The following is a 26,285-nucleotide window of genomic DNA, read 5'->3' as shown; positions in this document are numbered from 1 at the left end:
GGGCAATGCTGATGGGTAACCGAATTTAAAAGCTAACCGATCGATAAATTTTGGACAGGGGTAACGCTAAATTGCCGGTGGCGATCGAGCAGGTTTCTGTCAATCCTTCGGTTCTTCGCCAGCGCCAGTCGCCGTCTTCACCCAACCAGAATCGATCGATGGCCGGTTCTTCCTGAGCCACCAACAGATATTCCCGGAACTCAGGAATTGAGCAATATTTACTAAACTTTTTCGTGCGATCGTAATCTGCCGTTGAAGGCGACAAAACCTCAATGATCAGTGTGGGATTTAACACTTCATCTCGCCGTCCATTGGAAAAGCTAGGGTCACCTTCAATCACCATCAAATCAGGATAAGTTCCGTGATTGTAGGTCGGCAACCAAAGGCGCATATCCAATGCAAAAACCGTGAAGGGTGGATCTAGATCGAGAAGCCGAATCAGGTTCAGACCAATTTGGTTATGACTTGAAGTACCACCGGTCATGGGGATTGATACTCCATCGCAATATTCATGGCGAGTTTCGCTTTTTTCTTCAAGGGCGCGATACTCGTCGGGTGTGAGGCTAGCAGCAATTAACTGGGCGGCAATAGAAGCAGTCATAGCAGGACGATCGCAGGAACTCTCTCCAGCATAGCCACTGAATTCAAATCCCATTCAGGGATGATTCCACACGATCGCCCAGCCGTTCAAAAACGAAGGCCAATGCCCAACACAACACAGCCGATCGCCACCCAACGGATGACGGTTTGCCAAGATGAGGCGCTCGATCGAGTCGGGTTCATGGGCAATGCTGATGGGTAACCGAATTTAAAAGCTAACCGATCGATAAATTTTGGACAGGGGTAACGCTAAATTGCCGGTGGCGATCGAGCAGGTTTCTGTCAATCCTTCGGTTCTTCGCCAGCGCCAGTCGCCGTCTTCACCCAACCAGAATCGATCGATGGCCGGTTCTTCCTGAGCCACCAACAGATATTCCCGGAACTCAGGAATTGAGCAATATTTACTAAACTTTTTCGTGCGATCGTAATCTGCCGTTGAAGGCGACAAAACCTCAATGATCAGTGTGGGATTTAACACTTCATCAGTGCGATTTTCGGTGAAGCGTGGCTCACCTGTAATGACCAGCACATCCGGATATGTGCCCGTTTGCCATTTCGGTAACCAAACGCGCAAATCATTGGCATGAACGGTATATTCCGTTTCGGCCCAGGCTGTAGCCAGCAGCACTATCAAGTTAGTAATAATTTGGCTATGTCGATAGCTGCCACCGGTCATGGGGATTGATACTCCATCACAATATTCATGGCGAGTTTCGCTTTTTTCTTCAAAGGCGCGATACTCGTCAGGTGTGAGGCTGGCAGCAATTAACTGGGCGGCAATAGAAGCAGTCATAGCAGGACGATCGCAGGAACTCTCTCCAGCATAGCCACTGAATTCAAATCCCATTCGGGGACAATTCCACGCGATCGCCCAGCCGTTCAAAGTCGCAAACTTTTAGCCTGAAATTAGGGGTCGATCGCCAGGGCCAGCTTGCCAATCAAGCCGCCCTGCTCCAGCAGTTGGTGGGCCTCAGCGGCGCGATCGAGCGGGAAGGTTTGGTGCAACTGAATTTTGAGTTGCCCCGCATCAATCCAGGCCGCGCATTGACGCAAAACCTCCGCCTGATGCCGCAAACCCGCATCCCAATGCTTCAGCAGTGGCGTGAGCATCAACTCCAACCCAATGCGCAAGTTGTGGTTGCGGGCAACTTTCCAGTTGGTGTTGGCCGCGGGTTCCAAAATCGTCACCACGTCGCCGTAGGGCTTCACCGCCGGAAAGGTGGCCGTCAGCAAGTCGCCACCCACCGTGTCAAAGGCAATATCTACACCTTGGCCGCCCGTCCAGCCCTGCAAGGCGCTGACGAAATCCTCTTGGCGATAGAGAATCGGACGATCGCAGCCCAACCCAGCCACAAAATCCGCTTTCTCGGGCGTGCTGACCGTGGCGGCCACCTCCGCGCCCCAGAGCTTGGCCAACTGAACTGCCACATGGCCCACACCGCCAGCCCCGGCATGGATCAGCACTTTTTGGCCGGCGGTGATGCGTGCCCGATCGCGCAGGGCCTCCCAAGCCGTAATCAACACCAAGGGAGCCGCCGCCGCTTCCGCAAAACTCAGGCGATCGGGCTTGGGAGCCAAGCAACGGGCATCCACCGCCGCCCATTCCGCATAGTTACCCGCCGGGCCGCCCAACCCGCCATAGCAAAAATAAACCGCTTGGCCCGGTTGCCAGCCCGTCACCTCGGAGCCGATCGCCTCGATGATCCCCGCACCATCGCACCCCAACACATGGGGCGTTGCCTCGGGGTAAAACGTGCCGCGCGATCGCAACTTGGCATCGATCGGGTTAATGCCGGCCGCTTTGAGCTTCACCAACACCTGGCCCGCCGTAATCTCCGGCTGGGGCAAATCCTGTAGCTGCAAATTTTCCGGCCCACCGGCCTGACTCAGGGCGATCGCTTTCATGGATTTCAGCTCGTTTTCTTCACAGCAAAATCCAATTTTACCGGCTGATTCTGAGCTAGTTAATCTGGCTTCGAACCTCATTCAGCATCTTGAGTTTTTCAGCTCAAAAATTACAAGCATGAATTGATTTTGAGCTGATTTCTAGAAGAGAAAGCTTGGCTCGATCAAACTCAATTTGGCTGAATTGACCTTGGGGCGATCGATTCTTCAGTTCGAGAGCTTTTCAGACAGTCCTAAGAGTTTTGGGAACTTTGGGGATTGTGGTTGGTTATCGATCGCCCTTGATCACTTCTCCGTCCACGTCCGGCGGGCCAGCGGGGCGATCGAGTTCTTTTTCATCGGGGTTTAGCTCATCGCGAAACCCGCGCAGGGTTTTGCCCAAGGCCCCACCCAACTGCGGCAACTTCTTGGGCCCAAAGATCAAGATCGCCACCAGCAAAATCAACAGCACTTCCGGCCAGCCCAGTCCAAACACGATCGCGCCTCTCCTAAACGACAATGCCCGCGATCTCAGTTGCGATCGGCAAATTACCCAGCGATCGCCACCCGTACCGCTGCCCCCATAGATAGCACCAATTGCCCAATCTGACCGACCCCATCACCAGCCCAAATCGCCAAATCTGTCATAAACACCAAGCGATCGCCCAAAGTATGGCAACCTAAAAAACTGGGAAACCCATTTATTTGGGCAACCCCTTGAACTATCCGCGCCTTCAGACATACCCCGCGCCATCCGCGATCGGAGCGAAGCCATGCAAACCCTGCCGAAGCCCCCCATTTCCAACGGCAGCATCGCCACCAACCTAGACGATCGACTGTTTGACACCACGATCCATCGTCGCCAAACCCGCCCCGTCCAAGTCGGTGACATCACGATCGGTGGCGGCCATCCGGTCGTGGTGCAGTCGATGATCAACGAAGATACCCTCGACATTCCCGGTTCGGTTGCCGCCATTCGTCGCCTCCACGAAATCGGCTGCGAAATTGTGCGCGTCACCGTCCCCAGCCTGGCCCATGCCAAGGCCATGGAAAGCATTCGCAAAACCCTGGAAGACACCTATCGCCCCGTGCCGCTGGTGGCCGACGTGCACCACAACGGCATGAAAATCGCCCTGGAAGTGGCCAAGCACGTCGATAAGGTGCGGATTAATCCGGGCTTGTATGTGTTTGAAAAGCCCCGCGCCGACCAGGACTACAGCGCCGCCGAATTTGAGGCGATCGGTAAGAAAATCCGCGAAACCCTGCAACCCCTGGTGGAAACCCTAGGCGAGCAAAACAAATGTATGCGGATTGGCGTAAACCACGGCTCCCTAGCGGAGCGGATGGTCTTCACCTATGGCGACACGCCCTTGGGCATGGTGGAATCGGCGCTGGAATTCCTGCGGATTTGCGAAGACATGCAATTCCAAAACCTGGTGATTTCCATGAAGGCCTCGCGCGTGCCCGTGATGCTGGCGGCCTATCGGTTGCTGGCCAAGCGGCTGGACGAAGCCGGGATGCCCTACCCGATCCATTTGGGCGTGACGGAAGCGGGCGATGGCGACTATGGTCGGGTCAAGTCCACCGCCGGGATTGCCACCCTGCTGGCGGAAGGGATCGGCGACACGATCCGCGTTTCCTTGACGGAAGCCCCCGAAAAGGAAATCCCCGTTTGCTACAGCATTCTGCAATCGTTGGGCTTGCGGAAAACGATGGTGGAATATGTGGCTTGCCCGTCCTGTGGGCGGACGCTGTTTAGCCTCGAAGAGGTGCTGCACCAAGTGCGGGAAGCGACGAAACACCTGGTGGGCTTGGACATTGCCGTGATGGGCTGCATTGTGAACGGGCCGGGCGAAATGGCCGATGCAGACTACGGCTACGTGGGCAAAACACCGGGGACGATCGCTCTCTATCGGGGACGCGACGAAATCAAGCGAGTCCCGGAAACCGAAGGCGTATCGGCACTGATTGAGCTGATCAAGGCCGATGGCCGTTGGGTGGATCCGCCGACCAGTTAAACCGGGCGATCGACTGTTTTTGATGCGGCTCTAGCCCCAAACCAGCTTCCCAGACTGTCCCTCAAGCTTGCCTTTGCGCTTGGTGGCCGGACGCTGGCGAGCTGGTTTGGCATAGCCATTTGGCATCACTGTTTGGCACATTTGGCCGCAAAAGTCAGTGGCCAATCACACTTGCCAATAACATTGCCCATGCGAATTGGCAATCCTGGGCTAGAATCATTACAGATTTTTACAAAAATCGTCTTTCCGAGACCCAACCTGCTGGACTGCTTGCTGTCAGCGGGGCCCGTGTGAACCCATCGCTAATCAACCTATGAGCCTCCCGATTCGTAACGTTGCCATCATTGCCCACGTTGACCATGGTAAAACCACCCTGGTTGACGCGCTGCTGAAGCAATCTGGCATTTTCCGCGAGGGCGAAGAAGTGCCCACCTGCGTGATGGACTCCAACGACCTCGAACGGGAGCGCGGCATCACGATTCTGTCAAAAAATACTGCGGTTCGTTACAAAGAAACACTGATCAACATCGTTGACACCCCTGGCCACGCAGACTTCGGTGGCGAAGTGGAGCGGGTGTTGGGCATGGTTGATGGCTGCGTGCTGATTGTGGATGCCAACGAAGGGCCGATGCCCCAAACGCGCTTCGTGCTGAAGAAAGCGCTGGAAAAGGGTCTACGCCCGATCGTGGTGGTCAACAAGATCGATCGCCCGCGTGTGGAACCCATGACCGCCGTGGACAAGGTGTTGGATTTGTTCATCGAGCTGGGAGCCGATGACGATCAGTGCGACTTCCCTTACCTGTTCGCTTCGGGGATGGCTGGTTTTGCCAAGAACGACTTGGCCGACGAAAACAAGGATATGCAGCCCTTGTTTGAAGCGATTCTGGAGCATGTGCCTGCGCCCGTGGGCGACCCCGAAAAACCCTTCCAACTGCAAGTGACCACCCTGGACTATTCCGAGTATCTGGGTCGGATTGTGATTGGCCGGATTCATAACGGGACGGTTACCGCCGGTCAACAAGCGGCTTTAATTAAGGAAGACGGGTCAATCACCAAGGGGCGGATTACCAAGCTGTTGGGCTTTGAAGGGCTGCAACGGGTGGAAATCGAGCAGGCTTCGGCCGGTAACCTGGTGGCCATTTCCGGTTTTGCCGATGCCAACATTGGGGAAACTTTGGCCAGCGCCGAGAATCCCGAAGCGCTGCCGCTGATCAAGGTGGACGAGCCGACTCTGCAAATGACCTTTGTGGTCAACGATTCGCCCTTTGCCGGTCGTGAGGGCAAGTTTGTGACCTCGCGGCAAGTGCGCGATCGCCTGATGCGCGAGTTGGAAACCAACGTGGCTCTGCGTGTGGAAGAAACGGACTCGCCCGATCGCTGGGCCGTGTCCGGTCGGGGTGAACTGCACCTGGGCATCTTGATCGAAACCATGCGCCGCGAAGGCTATGAATTCCAAGTGTCGCAGCCGCAGGTGATCTTCCGCGAAGTGAACGGCCAACCCTGCGAACCTTACGAATTGTTGGTGTTGGATGTGCCCGACGATGCATCCGGCAGTTGCATCGAAAAGCTGGGGACTCGTCGCGCTGAAATGCAGGACATGCGTGTGGGCGAAAACGGCCGCACCCAATTGGAATTCATCATCCCGGCGCGGGGTCTGATCGGGTTCCGGGGCGAGTTTATGCGCATGACCCGAGGCGAAGGGATCATGAACCACAGCTTCCATGACTACCGCCCGATCGTGGGAGACATCGACACCCGCCGCAACGGGGTGATGATTTCCTTTGAAGAAGGCGTGGCCACTTTCTACGCCATGAAGAACGCTGAAGATCGCGGTGTGTTCTTCATTGAACCGGGCACGAAGGTTTACAAGGGCATGATTGTGGGTGAGCACAACCGCCCGCAAGACATTGACCTGAACGTGTGCAAAACCAAGCAGCTCACCAACCACCGCGCGGCCGGTGGCGATGAATTGGTGCAGTTGCAAGCGCCGGTACAAATGACGCTGGAACGGGCGCTGGAATATATCGGCTCCGATGAAATGGTGGAGGTCACTCCCGAATCGATTCGGTTGCGGAAGCTCCCGGCAAAAAAGCTCGCTAAGCGCTAAGTCGTTTTAAGGCGATCGCTCCGGGGCGATCGTCTTTCCCACATGGCAGGAGAGGCGCTGATCTCTTCTGCCTTTTTGCTGTCTGGAGTTTTGTGCTAGCCTCGATGGGTAGCTCTCCAGCAGCTCGCAACGCCAGTCTATTTTTACTGATCTACATAACCGACTCAAAACTATGTTTCTCAAAAAAGTTCATGTTAAAAATTTTCGTGGACTGCAAGACGTAGTGCTTGAGTTCAATCAGTCTCTGTCGCCTTCTGTTTTTCCAGTCGGCAGCTTAAATGGTGGCGGCAAAAGCACCCTACTACAACTTATTTTTATTCTCCTTCGTTGCGCCGCCGACCCGCAGAAACATCACTACATTCAAAATATTCTTAAAGTTAATTTGAGTAACTTCAACTCAGATGTAAGTGAAATTATCCGCTTCTTAATCCATTATCAACGAGAAGATATTGATCTTCAGTTCCTGGCTGTTAATCGTGAATTGGCTAATTACAACCTCGAAAGCTTCTACCAATATGAACAATATAAAAATGAAGTTTCTCAAGAATTCGGTTCAGAGAGTGTAGTCAAGAATAATCTAGATATGATCAGTGCAAAAAATATAGAACTAAGAAGAATCATACAATCTCTAAGATCGAATGTTGGTAACGAAATAAAAACTTCTCAAAATCGAGAAATTGAGAAATTTATTAATGATTTAATTTTCTTGATTTACGACTCTCAATCGAGACTCGTAAATTATTTGTCAGAAGATGAGATTGAAAAGTTTTCAGTGCTGATTTTACGGGCAAAAGATATCAAGCTCACGATCGAGAGACTTAATGATCTTCTAGAAAATCTAGCAGAGATTGAATCTAGTCTCTATAATGTTCTGAAATTATTAAATCAAAAGGAATCTGAAATTTCTACAGTTCGAGAGCAGTTAGAAAATAATGGCTATTATTACATAACAATTTTATCCGATCATCATCTTTTATTTGCTCAGACATCATCTGATCAATTTATTTTTGAACTAATCGCCAGACAGATTTATCTAGCCTGTCCTTTGACACAAGTTTTTCTTTTTTTGGAAGAAAAAGTTCGTATGCAGCTTTTGGGCAGCAATGAAGGTCTTCTATCTTACGTGGACATTGTAGATCGCACTAAGCAGGCAATTGGAAACTGGTATACTTACGAATTTTCTCCAGTCAAAACATTGGCAGAGGTTTTCCAACGCTGTATTAAGGAAGATACAAAGATTGGCTTAGCATCTGATAGCTATGGTAATTCTCTGATGAGGCTAAAAGAAGAGGTAAATCAGTTTTTTACAGATAAAACTGTATCAATTGAAGACGAATTTCAGTCCATCACGTTCAAGAAAAAAGGCTCTGATCAAACATTATTACCTGAAGATCTAAGTCATGGTGAGCTAAAGAAGTTCGGTATTTATCTTTGGTTGAAATATATGGAAATCAAAGATGCAATCGTGCTGATGGATGAAGTGGAAATTGGTTTCCATCCTGATTGGCAATATGAAATTATTCATGAATTATTGAAATGGTCGAATAATAACCAATTCATTCTGGCGACTCATTCCTATGATTTGTGCAGTGCAGTTACACCCGCCCATGTGAATGAAATTGAGCCTCGGCTAATCTCAGAGAGAAAAAATGACCAGCCGCTTGAATGAATATTTTTGTTTAAAGAATTATGGGCTTGAATAGTATTCAGATTCTGAACTTGGCAAAGTCTATTTGCAACCTGAAAAAGCTGCAAAATAAAATGATTGTCCTATGTGAAGGCACAGTTGAGCCTGAGCCACCCTCAGATTCCAATGCGACACATCGTCAACTTAGGCAAAGCCCAGGAACGTATGCGAAGGAAAGATTTGAAGATAGCAAATTTTATAAAAAGTGCTTGCCTGTTGATCTTCGGAGTAAGGTGCAGTTTATTAACTGTGGCGATCGATCCAATGTGATTGACGCTTTTCATCGTATTACCAAAATCTGTCAAGATGATCCAGTCAATAGCTATATAGATACCGAAAGACTATTTGCGATCGTTGATTTAGACCTTGAAGTAAAGAAAATAAGCGACTACCACTTTTCCAGTATAGAGGAAATTTATAATGATATATACTGCTGCGATTCTGGAAAGTTAAGACTGAAAAATCACAGGATATACACAACAGGACTCATTCACAAAGAAGCCTATTTTATTTTGCCAGAGCTAGAAGGAGAGTTTTTTAGTGGATTTCTAGAAAGATTTCCGAAGTTGCAGCACTTTGGTCAACCATTCAACCTCAAGATCATCTATCAGACGTTAATCAACAGTATTGGCGATGATCCAAGAATCAAAGAGAATTTTGATATTGTCAAACAGCGGATTCAAAGGTATTTATCGCCAGAAGAGTTGATAGATCTAGATCCAAGAAAGCTGCAAGTAATCCTAGAACAGCGATTTGAGGCTTGCACTAATCAATATTCTTTGGACTCTGAGGAAGGGCGATCGCTTTTAATCAAAGCTGTCCTTGTGATCACGAAAGTCAAAGACTTGGCTTGGAATCAAATTACAGATGGTGATGATTACCCCTTGGATGCAAAAGTAATTCGTGATCAGTTGACTCTTAATATCGCAGAATATTTTTCACGAAATCATGAATCTTTGAGGGATTTTCATATTATGGAAATTTTGAAATTTATTGCCGAACAGTCTAGAAGTTAATGTCATGACGATCGCGCTAATTTGTTGGAGTTGCGCGATCGACTGGCAATTTTGATTGGGCATTGGTTGAAGTGGCAATACCAAAACAACAAATTTAGTCGCGGTTGGTTGGCAAGCATTCGGGTGCAACGGCGCAATATTCAACCACCCAAATTCTGATTGCTGAATTTTAAACAAGAAGATTTTGTGAGGTCTTTGTTCAAATTACAAATTGAGCTGAGACTCTGTGTTTAGATAGAGTCCAGTAGTTGCTTGGTGATCTCCATGCTTCATCAGCTTTTATGCGGTGCGATCGCCCTGGTTATCGGCTCCACGGCGATCGCACCGGCCCAGGCCCAACAGCGACCCAACACCCAATCAACCCCCAGCAGCCGTTCCACCACCCCGCCCGATCCCAAATGCCCGATCAAAGGCAACATCTCCCAAACCACGGACGGCCAAAACACCGGGCGACGGCTATATCACCTGCCAGGAATGCGGGACTATGAGCGCACCGTGATCGACCTATCGCGAGGGGAACGCTGGTTCTGTTCGGAGGCGGAGGCGATCGCGGCCGGCTGGACAAAGGCCCCACGCTAACCACCAAGGAAAGGGGCCAGGTCGATCGACCCAGCCCCCCATCGAGTTCAGAAGTGAAATTTTTGGCAGTCTTCACAGGACAGAATTTCTTGTCCTGCTCTAATCCGTGCAGTTCTAGATTGTGAACGTGCTGGCCGCAACGTTGGTCACATCGGTTGCTGCCACAAAACCCGCAGCCGCCGTATCTACCAATACTGCCAGATACTTCTTCACACCACTTGCGTCGGTGTAGGTCAGCGCCAAATCTGATGTTGCAGCCACGCCTGCCACATTCACCACTTCCGGCGTAATCACCACGCTGGTCAAGCCAGGGCCAAGACCAATTTTGTCAGCGCCAGTGGTGAAAGTCGTGATCTGATCCGCTGTCAGCGCGCTGGTCGTCAAGTCACTAGCTTGGAACGCAAACACATCAACACCCGCCGCGCCCGTCATTCGATCGAGACCTGGGCCACCGACAATCGTGCCACCACCAGCACCCGCCGTAATCACGTCATCACCCGCACCGCCCAGCAACTTATCGCCTGCGATCGGGCTACCCGTGATCGCATCGTTACCTTCACCGCCATCGATCGAAATCGGAGCCGTCGGCGCAACTGCTCCAGGCGCAAAGGTATCGTTACCGCCTTCACCGCGAAGGATTGCTGGAGCTGTGTTTGAGTAAGTGAACTGATCGTCTCCACCACCACCGTTAATCCCGCCGGGGAAGGTGGAGAGCAGACCTTGATCAGCCGTGATCGCATTCGGATCGTTGTTGAACTGTAGTGTGCTACCAACTGCCGAGCTACCAGGCGGCGTGGTTGTGGTCGAAGTTGACACATCCTTGATCGTCAACACCGAAGTGGCCTGAGTGCCCAACGTACCGCCAGTGGGAGCCGTCAGAGTCAGGTTAACTGTCTCATCGGCCTCTGGCGTAATCGCATCCGACAGAACCGGCACGTTCACTGTTTTGGTCGTTTCACCCGCCGCGAAGCTCACCACTTGGTTCGCAACCGCCGTGTAGTCCGAGCCAGCCGTCGCCGTGCCGCCTGTACCGGTCGAGAAGGTGACGGAGCCAGCTTGGGAGGTGTCGCCCGTGCGGGTGATGTTGATGGCCGCTTGTACCGTGGCCGTGCCTTCCGTCGCCGTGTAGGTTGCGCCGCTGAATTGGAAAGTGGAAGAGCCAGTGGTTCCGCCGCCACCCGTTGCGCCCTTGTCCACGATCGTCAAGATTGCCGAATCCTGCTTGCCCAAGATTGCGCCGCCCGTGGGACGAGACAGCAACATCCGAATCGTTTCGCCGCTGTCGGCCAAAGGCGCATCGTCAATCAGATCCACCTTGAAGGTTTGGCTAATTTGACCCGGCGCAAAGTTCAGGGTTTGGTTGAAGGTTTTGTAGTCTGCGTTGGCCGTTGCCGTGCCGCCCAACACACCCACATCCACAGAAACCGCGCCCGCCGATTGGTTCACATCCCGCGTCACGGTCACTTCCACTTGGGAACCTTCCGTGCCGGTCAGGTTGGCCACCGAGAATTGCAGTGCGCCTTGGGGCGGCACAGATCCAGGCTGCACACCATCGGAACTGAACGTGCCGGGGGTGTTCATCAGTTGGTTGGCGCTGACCCCTTTCACCACCGCCAAAATTTGGTTGTTGCCTTTGTCGCGAATGATGGCGCTGCCAGCGGTTTGACCGGAACCATCAAAGATTTCCAGGTCAGACATGGTGACTCCGCCAATCAGCCGAATTTGGTCTTGGCCAAATTGGTTGAAGTCTTCAATCACGTCGGCTTCCAGGATGGTGGAACCGCCGGTGGAAATTTGACCGGTCTGGGCCGAGAAGCTGTCGCTGCGGCGACCGATCACAAAGGTATCGTTGCCTTGACCGCCGCGCATGGTGTCTGCGCCCAGGTCGCCGGACAACACATCGTCGCCGTCTTCGCCAAACAGCAGGTCGTTGCCTTTGCCGCCATACAGCTCGTCACCGCCGCTGCCGCCATACAGTTGGTCGCTGTCCATGTTGCCGAACATCAGGTCATTGCCGAGTCCGCCCAACAACAGGTCATTGCCAGCACCGCCGAGCAATTCATCGTCGCCGGATTCCCCTTCCAGGGTATCTACGCCTTGGTTGCCAAACAGGCGATCGTTGTCGTTGCCGCCCAGGATGCGATCGTCTCCGTTATAGCCCCGGATGATGTCGTTGCTATCCAAACCGCTGATCACATCATTCCCGGCCAGGCTGTCGAGGGCGGCTTGGGTTTCAGTAATGGGGATGACATCGGGAAAGTTGGTTCCGTTAATAACAGCCATTGACTCCTCCAGTGGACTTGAGTTGCAAAAGGTGAGCTGTTGAGTTGAAGCGGCGCGGACGAACAGCCGCAACCATTGCGGTCACGAGTTCGAGTCCCAAACGCTGGTGCAAGTCCTGCATTCTTGGGTGCTTAGGGGCCGGTGGAACCGGAACCGCTATCGAGGTGCAAGTGAATTGCTGTTGCGTTCCCTGTGCGGGTTGGTGAACTGTGGTTCGCTGCCTATTCCTTCGGGAAGCGATCGAAGAATCCGGAAGTGGGGAAATTTTTTTGGGGAATTTTGCGGGAACAAAATGTTCTGAAAAGTTTTCAAAAAGTTCCCGCAATTCTTGATTTTTCTGGAAAATAATCGGGAACGATCGCCCTGTCTGGTTCGTCTGGGGAGCGACTGTTGGGAACCGGATTTTCAGGATCGGCTGGATGGCGATCGCATCTTGGCCAACGCTCCGGTGGAGTGATCGCTCAATCCGCCCAATCCCATCGGGGCGATCGGCTCGGGTTGTTTGGGGATAGCAATGGCGTGGGGTTGGGGCCTAAGGAGCGATCGATCCACAAGGAAGGCATCCCAAGCGGATTGATCCTGAAGGGCTGAGGAGATTCGTGGGCGATCGATGGCCGATCAATCCCGCCCTTCGATTAGGGATCATCAACCGCAATCCCCCCAAGCCTCCTGCCCATGCCTGGGGAATGACACTTGAGGCTAGGGTTTTCTATTAATAGTTTTCTGGTGGTTGAAGTTTAGAAGTTTTATCTAATTAATTCAGTCAGTTTCTTGATTTTAAGAATTACTGAAAACAAAACTCAGTGATGAGGTTTCTTTTAAAAGCAGGTTTTGATGATGACTGGAATTAGAACCCAGGAGCTTGATTCTTTTCAGTAAATCGTGGTCATGGGCTATTTTTCGATGGCTCCTCAATTAAGGACGTAACCAGTATCACCAGGTTCCCAAGGGCTGGCCCGGTTCCTCAGGACAATTAGGGTGATGCAGGATGATTAGGGCAATTTGGGAAGGTTTGGGCAACGGTTACGCCATAGGCCAGCCATCGATCGCCAGGGGGATGGTGCTCAGGATCCGTCCGACTCCAGCTCATCGGGGCCGCTGTGGATGTAGTCCCGCTCAAAGGCTAGTTTTTCGGCATATTCGCCCAAGGCAACGATTCGATCGAGATCGAACACATCAAAGACAAAATCCATCACCTCGGAATGATCGAGGCTGGGCCGCCGATAGTAGTGATTGCCGGATGGATCCCGTGTCACCACCCGTTCTCGAACTAACTTGTCGCGGATGGGGCGAATGTAGTGATAAAACAACAGGGCTTGGGTGGAATATTTTCCTTGCAGTTCAAAGAAGCGCTGCTGCTCCATGAAGCTCATGCAGAAAATCATGATAATGAGTTCAATACCCACGATGAACTTCATCAAAAAGTTTAAATAATCGGGCGTTAGGCGCTCCGGAATCGTACCCGTAAGGATGTAATAACGATAGTAATATTCACGAATATCGTTTTCACCCAGATTTTTTTGCAAGTAGAATCGCTTCAGCAAGCCTTGCACCCGTCGTCGCAAAAATTCCCGCGAGCGATCGGACAAAATGATGATTTCAAACTGAATCAGATCGTTGATGGCTTGGTGTTGTTGCTCGGGGGAAATGGCGGCAAATAGGGTGAGTGCATTGAGCAAAAACCGTCTTGTGCCCGCGTCCTTCTGGCCGAATTCTTCAAGGAATGATTCGGGCATGATTCGCGCCAGATCAAGACGGCGATTGGCAAAGTTTCTGCTCATGCGGGGCGATCGCCTGATTTCATACACCCGAGTCGATCGGGTGGGGGTTATTCTCCAAAATCTGATCCTTTGTGTCCTCAGGCCGGTTTTGTGGCCTGGCTGATGATGACGACTATCAGGCGCTCGATCGTGGCAAGGTTGCCCCTAGCCCCAGCGGCCATACAAATCCACCAACTCCCGGAGTCGATCGGCCATCCAAGGGGCAAAGGATCCCTCTAAACAGCGCCACTCCCAATTACTATCGGCCTGGCCGGGCACATTCATGCGGCAATCGCTGCCAAAGCCCAAGCAGTCTTGCAACGGAACGATCGCCCAGTCGGCCACCGAGGCCATGGCCATCCGGGTGAGATCCCACTGAATGCCATCGGGGCCCGCATAGCCAGCGTAGCGGATTACGCGCTGTTGCTCCTCGGGCGATCGGCCATTAAACCAACCCACCGTGGTGTCATTATCGTGGGTTCCCGTATAAACCACATAGTTGGGACTGCGGTAATTGTGGGGCAAATAGGGGTTACCGCTACCGGAGTCAAAGGCAAATTGCAGAATCTTCATGCCGGGAAATTGGAAGCGATCGCGCAGGGCTTCCACCTCGGGCGTAATAATTCCCAAATCTTCCGCAATCACCGGCAACTTGCCCAAGGCCCCCTGCACCGCTTCAAAAAATGCAGCGCCCGGCCCCGGAACCCAGTCGCCATTGATGGCGGTTTCTTCCCCTTGGGGCACGGCCCAAAAGGACTCGAACCCTCGAAAGTGGTCAATTCGCACCCAATCCACCATGGTGAACAAATGGCGGAATCGGTTAATCCACCAGTGATAGCCCGTTTGGGCGTTGGTTTCCCAGTCATAAACCGGGTTCCCCCACAGTTGCCCCGTGGCACTGAAATAGTCCGGGGGTACGCCAGCCATTTGAGCCGGATCCAGGGTATCTGGATCCAGAGCAAACAACTCGCGATTAGCCCAAACGTCGGCACTGTCGAAGGAAACATAGATGGGCACATCGCCCACCAATTGCACGCCCCGTTCGTTGGCAGCGGTCTTGAGCTGTTGCCACTGTTCAAAGAAGACAAATTGTAAAAACCGTTGCAGGGCGATCGGCTCGGCCAGGGTTTGGCGGGCGGCGGCCAACACGGCCGGATCTCGCTGGGCAAATCCCACATCCCAACGGTTCCAAACAATTTGGCCAAATTCCGCCTTCAGGGTCATGAACAGGGCAAAATCCTCGAGCCAGGTGGCCTGCTCGGCGCAAAATTCCTCAAAGGCGGTGCGTTGTTCTGCGGTGGCATGAACTTGGAACCCAGCCCAGGCTTGGACAAACAGGCGCTCTTTGTAGGCCCGCACCGCCGCAAAGTCCACCCGATGGGGATTGAAATCGGGCACTTGTTCGAGGGCGGCGGCAGGCAGCCAGCCAGCTTCCACCAGGCGATCGGGGCTGATCAGCAACGGCTCCCCGGCGATCGCAGAAAAACTCATATAGGGCGAATTGCCAGCACCCACCGGCCCCAAGGGCAACATTTGCCACACCCGCTGGGCCCCCGCTTGCAACCAGTCACAAAAGGCAATGGCCTGGTCACCCAGATCACCCACTCCGTAGCGACTGGGGAGCGAAGTGGGGTGCAGCAAGATTCCGCTGAGTCTGGCCATGGGAATTGTTTAAACCATCCGGATCGGGTCGGAATGACTCTAACACAGGGTCAGTCTTGCTTTTTGTTGATCAGCGTTTGTAGGCTTGGTGCTCGGTTTTGTAGGCGTGGGGAAAGGGTTGATCGGGAATTGGCACACCCAAAAAAGGGCAGAGTTTTTCCCAACCATCCCCGGCGGGAATATTCATCACCAGCAGTCGATCGGGCGGAATTTCTGCCATCACCCGATCGTTATGCTCCAGATACTTCTTCTTATAAAGAAATTCGGTGGCGATCGCCGAGCCATAAACACAATTGCGCAGGTCGCGGCGAAACTGTTGCGATGCGCTTTCTTGCCAAAAGTTTTGCCAGCCCGCTTGCCAATCCGTCGGCCAAGGCCCTTGGCTCAACCAGCGATCGAGCTGCCAACGCTGGGCAAGCTGGGCCCGAATCCCCAAGCTGGGTGACACGGGGAAGCGATGATTAATATGAAATTCCACACTGCGCCACCAGGCATCCACATCGCGCACGGTCAGGATGATTTTGCTGTCGGGATAGGCGGCCGCCAACTCCCGATAAAAATAGGCGCTGGGTAAATCCGTCACCACATCCACATCGTCATAGCAGCGGAAATTGGGTTGGGTGACCTTGCCGCTGAGGATCTCGTTCAGGCGATCGCGATCGAAATGCAGCCCATACAACCCCAGAATCTGCAAAGCCGCATGAAGTGAAGAAGTGCCCGTTTTGCTGAGGCCCGCGCCCAAAATTTTCATAGTTGTTGCAACTCTCGCCCTCGTGCGGTTTTGGCGGTGGCGATGCTCCCCTGATTTGGCCGTCGCCCTTTGCAAAATCTCGGAGCAAAACCTCGGGCCAAAACTTCGGGAGTAGAAGGCATCCGGGTAGGGGCGTACCGCTGTACGCCCCTACGGATGTGGCTCAGAAAATCAGCCATTCCCGTCCCCAGCGATCGGGAGTGCCAACCAGGCCTAAGGCATCAACACCTTAGCCACCGTTTGCACATCTTTATCGCCTCGGCCCGAACAATTAATCACAATTTTGGGGCTACCTTCCAAGGTCGGGCAAAGTTTTTCCAGATGGGCAAAGGCGTGGGCCGTTTCCAGTGCCGGAATAATTCCCTCCAGACGCGACACCCGTTGGAATGCATCCAACGCCTCCTGATCCGTCACGCTGTAGTATTCCGCACGTCCCGCATCCTTCAAGTAAGCGTGTTCCGGGCCAACGCCGGGATAGTCCAACCCAGCGCTGATTGAGTGGGCCTCAATGACCTGGCCGTCACCATCTTGCAGCAAATAGCTCATGGCCCCATGCAACACGCCCACCCGGCCTTTAGTCAAGGTAGCCGCGTGCTTTTCGGTTTCGGCTCCCTCGCCGGCCGCTTCCACACCAATCATCCGCACCGTTGGCTCCGTCACAAACTCATGGAATAGCCCCATAGCATTGGAGCCACCGCCGACGCAGGCCAGCAAAATATCTGGCAGTCCGCCCCACTTGGCTTGGCACTGTTGGCGGGTTTCCTGACCAATGATGGCGTGGAAGTCGCGCACCATCATCGGGTAAGGGTGGGGGCCAGCCACGGAACCCAGGATGTAGTGGGTGGTTTCCACGTTGGTCACCCAGTCGCGAATCGCTTCCGAGGTGGCATCCTTCAGCGTGCCGGTTCCCGCTTCCACGGGTCGCACTTCTGCACCCATCAGCTTCATGCGGAACACGTTCAGGGCCTGGCGCTCCATGTCATGGATGCCCATGTAAATCACACAATCGAGGCCAAAGCGGGCGCAAACGGTGGCCGTGGCCACGCCATGCTGACCGGCTCCGGTTTCGGCGATGATCCGCTGTTTGCCCATCCGCTTGGCCAGGAGGGCTTGGGCGATCGCGTTGTTGATTTTGTGTGCGCCCGTGTGGTTCAGGTCTTCGCGCTTCAGGTAAATTTGCGGGCCGCTGCCGTCGGGCCGGGCGTAGTGTTGCGTCAGTCGCTCGGCAAAGTAGAGCGGGCTAGGGCGACCCACATAGTCCTGAAGCAACCCTTGCAGTTCCGCTTGAAAGTCTGGGTCGTGCCGATAGTGCTCGTAGGCCCGCTCCAACTCAGCCAGGGCGGGCATCAGGGTTTCGGGAACGTATTTGCCGCCGAACTGGCCAAACCGGCCGAGGGCATCGGGCACTTGGGCATTGAAGGTGGCGGAACGGAGCGGGGTTACGGTCACGACTAGCTGGGCTGAATTCAACACCTCCATTATCGCATTGGGCGCTGGGCTGACGATCCGAGGCCCCCGGTCAGGATTTCTGAGGATGCAAATCATTTTGCAAAGGGGAAATTCTTATCTTGGGGGAAAGTTTTCCACAGGTTTTCCACAGAAGACCCCCAAGTTTTCCACAGAAATGACGGAGTTTTCCACAGGCTATGTCGCCAACGATACGGTTTGTCGTTCAGTTGGGGATTGTTTTGGGCGATCGCCCACTTTCTCATAAAAGGCAATTTTTTATGAATTTATGTAAATTAAATGAATAAAAATATATGCTATCCAGAAAAAATTCTGAGTTTTTGAGCTGGATCGCAATATTTCGCAGCATTGACATCGCCGGGAGCCTGGCGCACAATGTTGCCGCTTACCAATGTGGCTGGGGTTTTGCCGATGAGTGGCACAGTTAGCATCGTGGCGGAAATTCCTGAAGAACTCCACGAAGCCCTTAAGGATTATTTGGAAGTGCATCCCGACTGGGATTTGAACCGGGTGTTTGCAGCGGCGTTGTCGCTTTTTCTGTTGCAAAACGGGGAGAGCGATCGGCGGGTGTCGCGGGTTTATCTATCAACGCTGTTTCGCCAACCAGCTTAGGGGTTTTGGCTCGGCTTGGCCTGCGCTAGGGCGATCGGGAAGGCAACAGCATCAACCATCGCAATCAGCCTTCAATTGAAAAGTTGAAGCTCCAGAGATGAAACTCAAGAAACTCAAACTCAAGACGTTGAATTGAGGTACTGAGTCAGGGTGCTTTAGCCAAAGTGCTTCAGTCAAAGTGCTTCAGTCAAAATGCTAAGTTGCAACCGTTGATTAACCCTAAGCCGTGAAAAACGCTGTTGAAACCTAGCACTTGAAACTTAGCACTAAATATTGCAGAGCCAAGGGAGGATTGAGTTATCCCTTGGCTCTATTAGTTTCTGATTGGTTTTAAACTGGTTAGAAATTGGTCTATTCAACCGACGAATCAGATCCATTCGTCAAATCCAGCAGATTCATCCATCAACGATCATAATCGGGGTAATGACAGCAGTGATGACAGCAGTGATGACAGCACTCACGGCGGTGGTTGACTCCCAATTGCTCGATTGCCTGGGCTTGGAGTGGGGAGACTTTGCCCTTTGGTTTGGCGTAATTGGTGCGGTGTTGGGTGGCTCTTTAGGAATTATGATTTGGGCCTATCGCGGCCAGGGTAGCCGATCGATTTTGTTCACGGAGGCGGTTCCCTTGCCAACAGAGAACGGCGATCGAATCCCTAAGGCGATCGCGGCTTTCAATCAAGGGCAAACGCTGTTTATGCAAGGGGACTATCGGACAGCCGGTGAGCGATTTGCAACGGCCCTGGAATTAGCACCCAACTGGCCAGAGGCTTACCATAACTGGGGTCTGGCCTTGGCGAATTTGCTCAATGATAATGAAGCAGTTCCTCGGTTGGTGAAGGCGGGAGATTTATATTTAGAAAATCAGAATTTGCAAGGTAGCGCTCTGTTGCGACGGCATTTATCGGCCATGGTGGAACGCAAAAAGCAACGGCAAGCCCAACAAAAACTGGTGAATTGATGGTTAATTAATGGTGAGTTAATCAATGGAAAACCTTAGCCCTTAGGGTGGGCATTGCTCACCTAATAATGGCTCCGTGGAATTTGCGATAGGGCGTACCAATTGTTCTAGGTAAAGGCTAGATAAGAATTTGAAGAATTTGAAGAATTTGAATTAAGAATTTGAAGAATTTGAATTCTTTGCAGTTTCAGAGTGCCAGCCAACTAAACAAAACTTCTGAGGTGAGGGTTAGCTCTCCGACAAATTCTGGAATGGGCAAGGGGCGATCGGGCATTTCTTCTAGATCAAACAACAGTGCCTCTTGACCCGGCCGATAGATCATGACGGCTTTGTTTGCAGGATCAATAATCCAACCAGCGATCGTCCCGTGCTGAAAACAATGGCGTAGTTTTTTAAACAGTTGGGCATGGCTTTGATCAGGAGACAGAATCTCCACCACCCAATCGGGAGCCAGCAGAAATCGATCGGCAATTTCACCCGATTCATCTTTGGGAATCCGTTCCCAAGAAAAGACAGCAATATCCGGCACGATCGAGCGCCCATCAAAGGTGCAACGCAATTCGGTAAATGCCAGCCCCCGGCGGCGGGAACGAATTACGGCATTAATGGCGGCAGCCAGTTCAGCTTGGATGATGCTATGTTTTCCTTTGGGCATGGGTTTTTGCAGAATTTGCCCGTCGATATATTCACTCGCTGGTTGGGTTTCCGGCAACTCCAAAAAGTCTGCCAGGGAGATCGGGGCGGTCAGGGTTTCTAGCATGTGAACATCACCGTGCTTGCAACCAATTGATTTATAACCAATTGATTTATTTTGACACCAGAATTTTGAGATGCAGAAAAGTGGGTTCAGAACTGGTCTGAACTGGTCTGAACTGGTCTGAATGATCCGCACGATCAATACTGTTAAACCCGGAGGGTGGCCATTAACCACCCCACACATTGCTGCGATCAGCACTTGAAGGCATGACCCGATCGCCCGGTTACCCCCGGTTGCCCAAGGATGAACTCATCAACCCCATCATGGGCAGCCGATGGCTAGGCCGCGATCGGGATTTTGGTGCTTAACAGCGCCTTCGCGGCTTGTTTGCCCGAGAGGGTTGCGCCCTCCATGCTGTCGATGTAGTCCTGCATGGTGTAGCTGCCGGCCAAGAAGAAGTTCTCGATCGAGGTCTTTTGATTGGGGCGGTAGGGATCCATGCCCGGCCCTTCGCGGTACAACGACTGAGCCAGCTTCACCACCCCCGACCACACCAGATTCAGGCTGCGCGACGAGGGGAACAGGTCATGGACTTGCTTGAGGACATGCTGCACCGTTTCCTCGTTGGACTTTTTGATGAACGGGTCGCCAGGAGTCAACACCAATTGCAGCAGGGAGCCTTGGCCCTCGCGGTAGTAGTCTTTGGGGCTGGTGAGGGCCAAGTCCGCAAAACAGGAAAAATCCGCATCGGCCGAATAGAGCAAGTTATCCAAGCCCCGTGCTTTGCTCAGATCCTTCATGGCTTCGGGATTTTGCATTTCCGTGACCCAGCCATCAAACCGCAACTGCACCGTGGCCACGGGCACGGCTTCCAGCTTGTAGATGTTGTCGAATTCGGGAATTTTGCGCCAGGATTCCGGCAACAGGCGCTGAATGCCGGGGATGTCGCAGGCGGCCACGTAGGCATCGGCCGTGATGCGCTCGGTGGCTTCCCCGTCGGCCACGTCAAGGCCCGTGACGCGGATTTCGCCGTTGCTGCTTTCGGTATATTGCACTTCCCGAATGCGGCGACGCAGGTGAATTTTGCCGCCCCGATCGGTGATGTATTTCACGATCGGCTTGTGCAGATATTCATCGGGCGAGCCGGCCAGCATCCGCAACACCGAAGCTTCTGTTTTGGCAGCGAAGAATTGGAAGATGGTGAGCATACAGCGGGCCGAAATGTTTTCGGTGTCGATGAAGCCGAGGGCATAGGCGATCGGGTTCCACATCCGCTTCAAGCTGCCGTCGGATCCGCCGTGGCTGCGGAACCAGTCGGCAAAGCTGACCCGATCCAGCTCACGGATCGTTTTCATTGCGCCATTGAAGTCCACCAATCCCCGGACGATCGGGCTGGTTCCCAGGGCGATCGAGTTAGCCAGCTTGTCGGCAACCGACAGTTGCGAAGTGGTGAAAAAAGCCTTCAGACCGTTGAAAGGGGCCCCGATCGGGAAGCGAAAATCCAGCTCGCCCAAATTGCCACCCCGATTCACGAAAGTGTGGGTATGCTCCTTCAGCAACAGATTTTCAAAGGCTCCCACCTTTTTCATCAGGCCGAACAGGTTTTCATAGCAGCCAAAGAAGACGTGCAAGCCCATCTCCACATGGTTACCGTCTGCATCAACCCAACTGCCAACCTTGCCGCCAACAAAGTTGCGGGCCTCAAAGATTTCCACTTCATGGCCCGCATCGACTAGATCCACGGCGGTGGCTAATCCGGCTAATCCGGCTCCCACGATCGCGACTCGCATGGCTGCCTCAAATCCTTCTGTGCATCGGGTGAGTAAGGACGATCGGGCGGCGGGTTCCTGGAACGGTTAACCCAGCTCGATCGCCCAAAATATTAACGGATTGTAACATCGCAGTTGCCCGCTTCCGTCGCCCCTAGGCCTGCTCTCTTGCGATTTGGGCCTGCACTGCCGATCGCATCAGATCTTCCATGCTCAACGCATGGATATCCCACAACCGCATCAGATCCAACGGATCAACCATGCCGCGATTCTTGCCCGTGGCTCCCTTGAACACCGCCACCGAGCAACGATTTCCCGCCGCTTTGATCCGCTTGCGCCAGTCTGCAATCAATGCGCGATCGATCGGGTCATCTTGCCAATAAACATTCACCCCCAGCAAACGACCTTGCGCCGTGTAAAGCACCAACAAATCGTAAGCCTGATCAAACTGATCATGACTCGACATCAACCCCATCGCGATCGGGCGATCTTGACTCAGCACTTCATCAATCAACGCCTTGGCTTTGGGCTGGGAGGTTTGCAAAGCCAGTAGCGGGAAACTCTGGGGCGATCGCTTCGACGACTGAGCAGCAGTCTTTCCAGCAGCCTTCCCAGAACCAGCTTTTTTCTGCTGGCCTTCCTGCACCGAACCGCCACCCGTCAAACTATTTGGCGTGAAGGGATAGTCCACCAAGGGCGATCGAAAAGTATCCGGGATCATGTCATAGGTCACCCGAGGCAAATTGGTTTCCAAATTGACCAACGTTCCCTCCGGCAACCAATCCATCTCAATTTCCTGAGAATAGTGGCGTGAACCCGATGACAATTGTTGAGACGATGCCGATTTCAGCGCCCTGGGAACATAGCCAGGATTCAAGTTAGGGTTGCCCAATCCCAGAGGAACATCCCGTCCCGATGCGAGCGACAACAATTTTTGGATTTGCTCCAGAGCGGCCATGCCCTCTTCATCCTCATCCAAGTCATCCACAAAATCGGGCATCAGCAAATGAGCCGCCAAGGATTCGGGATCCGCAACAGATTCCAGCAAGCGCAGGGTCACATCAGGGCGCGTTTGAATCGTGACAGTGATGTTATCCTGTTTGCGCTTCTGGCCAGGATTGGGATTCGCTAAAGGGTCCAAAATCCGAAATTGGTTTTTTAGGCTTGGGAAATCATCAGCATCGTAAAGAATTTTGTTATTACGCTTGATGAACTGGTTGAGCGCTTCTAAGATTACGACCATCACCATCAATTCATCATCTGATAGATGATCTCGCATTCCTTCAAGGGGGTGAATGCTGCCCAATTCTGGCCAAGCAGATTCGCTGAGAATAGGGCTTTTGGAGGATGGTGCTTCTTCGTCTTCTAAATCATTGAAGGTGAGGAAGAAACAATCTTGATTCAGAAAGATTTCTTCCATTTTGTGCGGTTCCGATCGATGGGGACTGCTAATGATATCTTTGCGAAATTTCTCCAACGATTCCAGCGATCGATAGAGCAACAGTCCCAGCTCCAACCCCTCCATACCCAAAGTGGATAGATAGAACTGGTGTGGCTCATCCAGCTCAAATTTAATTTCCACCACTTCATATTCAGCCAACAACATCCAAGGGGCCGATCGCCAGGTGGCCCGAATTGCTTGAATCAGCCGTTTGGCGTGGGGCGAATCCCAAATATCTCGCACTTCCAATTCTGGGTTATAGGCTTCCAGCGATTGCACCACATCATCAATCAGAGGCAGCTTCGCGCCGTATTCCACCTTGATGTCTAACCCTTGCAGCGCGCCTCGCAGGAAAAATTGCAATTCTCGGTTGCAAACCACCAACCGCTGGGGCCGTCCCGGCGGCTGTTGTCCTCGGGGTTGTTCAATGGCCTGTAGCAAAACCCGCACCACCGCCCCAAACCCCGCTTCCTCTGCCACCGGCTCCAAAGAACGCAACGAGGGTTGACTAACATCCATCCACAACACACAGAGCCTTTGGGCATCCTGGTTTGCGCGGGTATTGAGGGCACGGCTGTGAACCGGTCTCAGGTCTCCCTGCCAAGTGGTTCGCAACAACGGAAGTTGTGTTAACCGTTCGATCGTCGCCTTTGGCAAACTTTGCATATCCCAGATCCCCAACAACACAGCGCATTGGAAAGAGCAGTGCGCACCCCATTTTCACGTTCTGACGCAGCCTTTCCGGTTCCATTATCGCAAGTCTTCCCAACTAGCACTTGCCAAACCGAGCATCAGAGGTAGCCTGACGAAACGGTGGCTTAAGAACGCCGTGGGTTCTGCGGTGGGTTCTGCCATGGGTGCTGTGGTGGGGTAACTTTGCTGTGCTTTCTGGATGTGGGTTGTTTTTGCCTTGGTTTCAGCCCAGAAAATTCAGAAAGCGGATGATCGTTAAGTTATCGCTACATTTCCAGATCCCATAGCCTACCGAAATTACTGAAAATTAGCTGGAGGAGTTGCATACAATAGATTTCATCAGATTCCATCGATTTCACAGATTCCGCGAAACTCTGGGGCATTCCTCCAAGGAGCTATCCCCAGGCAGTTGCTAGTCCCAGCCCTTTGAATCCTATGACTACTTCAACCATTCCCGCCAAGCAAGGCATTCAAATTAGCGAGTCGGCCCGCCAACACCTGCTCAACCTACGCCAGAGCCAAGGCCAAAGCGACCTCTGCTTGCGAGTTGGCGTTCGGGGAGGCGGTTGTTCGGGCTTGTCTTACACGATGGACTTTGAGACGGCAGCGAATATTCGCCCCGATGACGATGTGTTTGATTACGGCGATTTCAAGGTGGTTTGTGATCCGAAAAGCCTGCTGTATCTCTATGGTTTGGAACTGGACTACAGCACGGCTTTGATTGGTGGCGGGTTCCAATTCCGCAACCCGAACGCTACCCAAACCTGCGGCTGTGGGAAGTCTTTTTCGGCCTAGTTGGGATTGAACCTAACTGGGTTTTGGTTGAGGGAGCTAAGTTAGCTTGAGCTGATTGAGTTTGAATTAAGTTAGTTTGAGCTGATTGAGTTTGAGCTGAGTTGGTTTGAGCTGAGTTGGTTTGAATTGAGTTAGTTTGAGCTGAGTTGGTTTGAACTGGGCCTCCTGTCCTTAACTGGGTTTCATCAGTGTGGTGGGGTGCGTTGGGGGGACGATCGATCGCCCCTCTGTTAGCGGCGGCAGTCCTTTGGGATTGCCGTTTCGCGTTTGCTGGTATCGTTAGGATTCGGAATTATCCCTGCCATTCCGTTTTCGGGGCGATCGCGACTTTGTGCGCGCAACGTAACCCTTCAACAGTGGTCAAAGACCAAGCCTTTGGGCGATCGATGCTGGCGGGTTACTCCCCGTTGGCAATCGTTCGTCAGGACTGACCCTCATTCTTTTTCGTGGTTGACCCATGGCCGAAACTCCTGTCGTCACTTCAGAACTTGCGGATGCGGAAACCACTGACTCCGCGACGTTAACCGCCGAAGAACTGTTCTTGCAAGGCATCGATCGCTATCAAGCCGGTGAAGATCCCACTGTGCTGATTCCGCTGTTTAAGTCCGTGTGCGATCGGGCCCCCAAAAGCAGCCCCCCTTGGACTTGCTTGGCATGGCTGTATTTGCTGACTGACCAAGCGGGATTGGCTTTCAAAGCTGCTAAAAAAGCCGTGAAACTCAATCCCCAGGATGCCCAAGCCCGTGTAAATCTGGCTGTTGCCATGATCGAAGACGGCCAAAAAGGGGTGCGCGAACAGGTGGAAATCGCCAGCCAGTTGGTTTTGATTGACCAAGACGCGGCCGAAGAAGTTCAGAAAAATTTGGAAGAGGCGATCGCCCAAAAACCCAACAGCAAAGGCTTTCAGCGGATCAAAGCTTGGATCTTTGATAGCTAGGGATCGCACTGGGATCGCGTCTTATTGATTTTTTGGCATTGGAGTCAGGTAAAAACTGGCTCCATTTTTAATTGTCAAAAAACTTTACAATTTCTCGAACGATTGTGATCCCAAAAGTCCAAATCTCTGACAGGTCAAACCCTCGAAAAAACAGGGTTCAGCAGCTCTCTGGTTACACCGTTTACATTTAACAAGGGGTTGCAAGATGTCACAGAACTTTACTGGACAATCAAAAATTGAATGATAGGATTTTGCGATACAAGTTATTAGACTTGCTTTACCCGACCAGTTCAGTTCGTCGTCACACCGTTTCAGGAGTTAGGGAAATGTCTGCGAACAACGTTACTGTTAAGCCGGAAACCCGTAATCATAAGGGCTTTTTTGTCCAAGAAGCCTCCTACAAATTAATGGATATTGATGCATCGGGCTGGGCTTTGATTTGTGTTGATGATGCGGTTTGCCATTATGTGGATCCCGACAATCTTCTAGAGATGCTGTCTGAAGAAGATGCCATTGGTTAAGGGTTCCGATGGTTGAATGGCTGAGCCAGCGATTCAGCAGCTACCG

At 52.4% G+C, this 26,285-nt stretch carries 24 protein-coding genes; 12 read left to right on the top strand and 12 right to left on the bottom strand.

Annotated features, from left to right (window positions below; genetic code table 11):
* Window positions 1-25 precede the first annotated feature (25 nt).
* The 4 genes from VPK24_RS10985 to tatA all read right to left on the bottom strand — a co-directional run bounded on the left by VPK24_RS10985 (window position 26) and on the right by tatA (window position 2,980).
* Window positions 26-601: a Uma2 family endonuclease gene (locus VPK24_RS10985; RefSeq protein ID WP_393013131.1), complete on the bottom strand. Its 576-nt coding sequence runs from the start codon at window positions 599-601 to the stop codon at window positions 26-28.
* Window positions 602-808: 207 nt separating this feature from the next.
* Window positions 809-1,393, bottom strand: a complete 585-nt coding sequence (locus tag VPK24_RS10980; protein WP_393013128.1) for a Uma2 family endonuclease — start codon at window positions 1,391-1,393, stop codon at window positions 809-811.
* A gap of 113 nt (window positions 1,394-1,506) precedes the next feature.
* Entirely contained in the window at window positions 1,507-2,505 is a 999-nt protein-coding gene (locus tag VPK24_RS10975; RefSeq protein ID WP_393013125.1) for a zinc-dependent alcohol dehydrogenase family protein, read from the bottom strand.
* A gap of 268 nt (window positions 2,506-2,773) precedes the next feature.
* Window positions 2,774-2,980, bottom strand: coding sequence for a twin-arginine translocase TatA/TatE family subunit (gene tatA / locus VPK24_RS10970; protein ID WP_190353443.1), 207 nt, complete (start codon window positions 2,978-2,980; stop codon window positions 2,774-2,776).
* Between the two features lie 277 nt (window positions 2,981-3,257).
* On the opposite strand from tatA, the gene ispG reads away from it, so the two are divergent.
* The 6 genes from ispG to VPK24_RS10940 all read left to right on the top strand — a co-directional run bounded on the left by ispG (window position 3,258) and on the right by VPK24_RS10940 (window position 9,891).
* The gene (gene ispG, locus VPK24_RS10965) at window positions 3,258-4,502 is read left to right on the top strand and encodes a (E)-4-hydroxy-3-methylbut-2-enyl-diphosphate synthase (protein WP_393013122.1); all 1,245 of its coding nucleotides are present in this window, start codon (window positions 3,258-3,260) and stop codon (window positions 4,500-4,502) included.
* A 313-nt stretch (window positions 4,503-4,815) separates the two neighbouring features.
* Window positions 4,816-6,609: a translational GTPase TypA gene (gene typA / locus VPK24_RS10960; protein WP_099532669.1), complete on the top strand. Its 1,794-nt coding sequence runs from the start codon at window positions 4,816-4,818 to the stop codon at window positions 6,607-6,609.
* 172 nt (window positions 6,610-6,781) lie between these two features.
* Window positions 6,782-8,278, top strand: a complete 1,497-nt coding sequence (locus tag VPK24_RS10955; protein WP_393013118.1) for an AAA family ATPase — start codon at window positions 6,782-6,784, stop codon at window positions 8,276-8,278.
* A 50-nt stretch (window positions 8,279-8,328) separates the two neighbouring features.
* Window positions 8,329-9,312 (top strand): hypothetical protein, encoded by a 984-nt coding sequence (locus tag VPK24_RS10950; RefSeq protein ID WP_393013116.1) that lies wholly within the window; start codon window positions 8,329-8,331, stop codon window positions 9,310-9,312.
* 21 nt (window positions 9,313-9,333) lie between these two features.
* Entirely contained in the window at window positions 9,334-9,471 is a 138-nt protein-coding gene (locus VPK24_RS10945) for a DUF29 family protein (protein ID WP_393013113.1), read from the top strand.
* A 105-nt stretch (window positions 9,472-9,576) separates the two neighbouring features.
* On the top strand, window positions 9,577-9,891 hold the full coding sequence (locus VPK24_RS10940; RefSeq protein WP_393013110.1) for a sunset domain-containing protein: 315 nt from the start codon (window positions 9,577-9,579) through the stop codon (window positions 9,889-9,891).
* Between the two features lie 114 nt (window positions 9,892-10,005).
* Here VPK24_RS10940 and VPK24_RS10935 read toward each other — a convergent pair whose 3' ends face one another.
* Window positions 10,006-12,174, bottom strand: coding sequence for a Calx-beta domain-containing protein (locus VPK24_RS10935; protein WP_393013107.1), 2,169 nt, complete (start codon window positions 12,172-12,174; stop codon window positions 10,006-10,008).
* Window positions 12,175-12,502: 328 nt separating this feature from the next.
* On the opposite strand from VPK24_RS10935, the gene VPK24_RS10930 reads away from it, so the two are divergent.
* Window positions 12,503-12,631 (top strand): hypothetical protein, encoded by a 129-nt coding sequence (locus VPK24_RS10930; protein WP_393013104.1) that lies wholly within the window; start codon window positions 12,503-12,505, stop codon window positions 12,629-12,631.
* 607 nt (window positions 12,632-13,238) lie between these two features.
* Here VPK24_RS10930 and VPK24_RS10925 read toward each other — a convergent pair.
* The 4 genes from VPK24_RS10925 to trpB form a co-directional block, all read right to left on the bottom strand.
* Entirely contained in the window at window positions 13,239-13,910 is a 672-nt protein-coding gene (locus VPK24_RS10925) for a hypothetical protein (RefSeq protein WP_199309216.1), read from the bottom strand.
* A 189-nt stretch (window positions 13,911-14,099) separates the two neighbouring features.
* Window positions 14,100-15,596: a 4-alpha-glucanotransferase gene (gene malQ, locus VPK24_RS10920; protein ID WP_393013101.1), complete on the bottom strand. Its 1,497-nt coding sequence runs from the start codon at window positions 15,594-15,596 to the stop codon at window positions 14,100-14,102.
* A 70-nt stretch (window positions 15,597-15,666) separates the two neighbouring features.
* Window positions 15,667-16,347, bottom strand: a complete 681-nt coding sequence (locus VPK24_RS10915; RefSeq protein ID WP_393013098.1) for a sulfotransferase family protein — start codon at window positions 16,345-16,347, stop codon at window positions 15,667-15,669.
* A gap of 213 nt (window positions 16,348-16,560) precedes the next feature.
* Window positions 16,561-17,796, bottom strand: a complete 1,236-nt coding sequence (gene trpB, locus VPK24_RS10910; RefSeq protein WP_190353450.1) for a tryptophan synthase subunit beta — start codon at window positions 17,794-17,796, stop codon at window positions 16,561-16,563.
* Between the two features lie 429 nt (window positions 17,797-18,225).
* On the opposite strand from trpB, the gene VPK24_RS10905 reads away from it, so the two are divergent.
* Together VPK24_RS10905 and VPK24_RS10900 are read left to right on the top strand one after the other, a co-directional pair.
* The gene (locus tag VPK24_RS10905; RefSeq protein ID WP_099532685.1) at window positions 18,226-18,426 is read left to right on the top strand and encodes a DUF2811 domain-containing protein; all 201 of its coding nucleotides are present in this window, start codon (window positions 18,226-18,228) and stop codon (window positions 18,424-18,426) included.
* A gap of 423 nt (window positions 18,427-18,849) precedes the next feature.
* Window positions 18,850-19,386, top strand: a complete 537-nt coding sequence (locus VPK24_RS10900) for a tetratricopeptide repeat protein (protein ID WP_393013094.1) — start codon at window positions 18,850-18,852, stop codon at window positions 19,384-19,386.
* A gap of 187 nt (window positions 19,387-19,573) precedes the next feature.
* Here VPK24_RS10900 and VPK24_RS10895 read toward each other — a convergent pair whose 3' ends face one another.
* The 3 genes from VPK24_RS10895 to VPK24_RS10885 all read right to left on the bottom strand — a co-directional run bounded on the left by VPK24_RS10895 (window position 19,574) and on the right by VPK24_RS10885 (window position 23,959).
* A complete protein-coding gene (locus VPK24_RS10895; RefSeq protein ID WP_393013091.1) occupies window positions 19,574-20,146 on the bottom strand; it encodes a Uma2 family endonuclease in 573 nt (190 codons plus the stop codon).
* A gap of 275 nt (window positions 20,147-20,421) precedes the next feature.
* Complete coding sequence (gene zds / locus VPK24_RS10890) at window positions 20,422-21,873, bottom strand: 9,9'-di-cis-zeta-carotene desaturase (protein WP_393013089.1); 1,452 nt, start codon at window positions 21,871-21,873, stop codon at window positions 20,422-20,424.
* Window positions 21,874-22,006: 133 nt separating this feature from the next.
* Complete coding sequence (locus VPK24_RS10885) at window positions 22,007-23,959, bottom strand: DUF6930 domain-containing protein (RefSeq protein ID WP_393013086.1); 1,953 nt, start codon at window positions 23,957-23,959, stop codon at window positions 22,007-22,009.
* A gap of 462 nt (window positions 23,960-24,421) precedes the next feature.
* Between VPK24_RS10885 and VPK24_RS10880 the strand changes: the two genes are divergently transcribed.
* The 3 genes from VPK24_RS10880 to VPK24_RS10870 all read left to right on the top strand — a co-directional run bounded on the left by VPK24_RS10880 (window position 24,422) and on the right by VPK24_RS10870 (window position 26,239).
* Entirely contained in the window at window positions 24,422-24,781 is a 360-nt protein-coding gene (locus VPK24_RS10880) for a HesB/IscA family protein (RefSeq protein WP_393013083.1), read from the top strand.
* A gap of 457 nt (window positions 24,782-25,238) precedes the next feature.
* The gene (locus tag VPK24_RS10875) at window positions 25,239-25,718 is read left to right on the top strand and encodes a hypothetical protein (RefSeq protein ID WP_190353455.1); all 480 of its coding nucleotides are present in this window, start codon (window positions 25,239-25,241) and stop codon (window positions 25,716-25,718) included.
* Between the two features lie 326 nt (window positions 25,719-26,044).
* Entirely contained in the window at window positions 26,045-26,239 is a 195-nt protein-coding gene (locus tag VPK24_RS10870; protein WP_099532654.1) for a hypothetical protein, read from the top strand.
* The last annotated feature ends 46 nt before the right edge of the window (window positions 26,240-26,285 follow it).

The sequence above is a fragment of the Limnothrix redekei LRLZ20PSL1 genome, assembly GCF_043235035.1.
Classification (GTDB): domain Bacteria; phylum Cyanobacteriota; class Cyanobacteriia; order CACIAM-69d; family CACIAM-69d; genus CACIAM-69d.
This window is presented reverse-complemented; position numbering and strand designations above follow the sequence as displayed.

Coding starts and splice junctions, on each gene's coding strand:
- VPK24_RS10985 (WP_393013131.1), bottom strand. CDS start 601: ATGACTGCTTCTATTGCCGCCCAGTTAATTGCTGCTAGCCTCACACCC.
- VPK24_RS10980 (WP_393013128.1), bottom strand. CDS start 1,393: ATGACTGCTTCTATTGCCGCCCAGTTAATTGCTGCCAGCCTCACACCT.
- VPK24_RS10975 (WP_393013125.1), bottom strand. CDS start 2,505: ATGAAAGCGATCGCCCTGAGTCAGGCCGGTGGGCCGGAAAATTTGCAG.
- ispG (WP_393013122.1), top strand. CDS start 3,258: ATGCAAACCCTGCCGAAGCCCCCCATTTCCAACGGCAGCATCGCCACC.
- typA (WP_099532669.1), top strand. CDS start 4,816: ATGAGCCTCCCGATTCGTAACGTTGCCATCATTGCCCACGTTGACCAT.
- VPK24_RS10955 (WP_393013118.1), top strand. CDS start 6,782: ATGTTTCTCAAAAAAGTTCATGTTAAAAATTTTCGTGGACTGCAAGAC.
- VPK24_RS10940 (WP_393013110.1), top strand. CDS start 9,577: ATGCTTCATCAGCTTTTATGCGGTGCGATCGCCCTGGTTATCGGCTCC.
- VPK24_RS10935 (WP_393013107.1), bottom strand. CDS start 12,174: ATGGCTGTTATTAACGGAACCAACTTTCCCGATGTCATCCCCATTACT.
- VPK24_RS10925 (WP_199309216.1), bottom strand. CDS start 13,910: ATGCCCGAATCATTCCTTGAAGAATTCGGCCAGAAGGACGCGGGCACA.
- malQ (WP_393013101.1), bottom strand. CDS start 15,596: ATGGCCAGACTCAGCGGAATCTTGCTGCACCCCACTTCGCTCCCCAGT.
- VPK24_RS10915 (WP_393013098.1), bottom strand. CDS start 16,347: ATGAAAATTTTGGGCGCGGGCCTCAGCAAAACGGGCACTTCTTCACTT.
- VPK24_RS10905 (WP_099532685.1), top strand. CDS start 18,226: ATGAGTGGCACAGTTAGCATCGTGGCGGAAATTCCTGAAGAACTCCAC.
- VPK24_RS10900 (WP_393013094.1), top strand. CDS start 18,850: ATGACAGCAGTGATGACAGCAGTGATGACAGCACTCACGGCGGTGGTT.
- VPK24_RS10895 (WP_393013091.1), bottom strand. CDS start 20,146: ATGCTAGAAACCCTGACCGCCCCGATCTCCCTGGCAGACTTTTTGGAG.
- zds (WP_393013089.1), bottom strand. CDS start 21,873: ATGCGAGTCGCGATCGTGGGAGCCGGATTAGCCGGATTAGCCACCGCC.
- VPK24_RS10885 (WP_393013086.1), bottom strand. CDS start 23,959: ATGCAAAGTTTGCCAAAGGCGACGATCGAACGGTTAACACAACTTCCG.
- VPK24_RS10880 (WP_393013083.1), top strand. CDS start 24,422: ATGACTACTTCAACCATTCCCGCCAAGCAAGGCATTCAAATTAGCGAG.
- VPK24_RS10875 (WP_190353455.1), top strand. CDS start 25,239: ATGGCCGAAACTCCTGTCGTCACTTCAGAACTTGCGGATGCGGAAACC.
- VPK24_RS10870 (WP_099532654.1), top strand. CDS start 26,045: ATGTCTGCGAACAACGTTACTGTTAAGCCGGAAACCCGTAATCATAAG.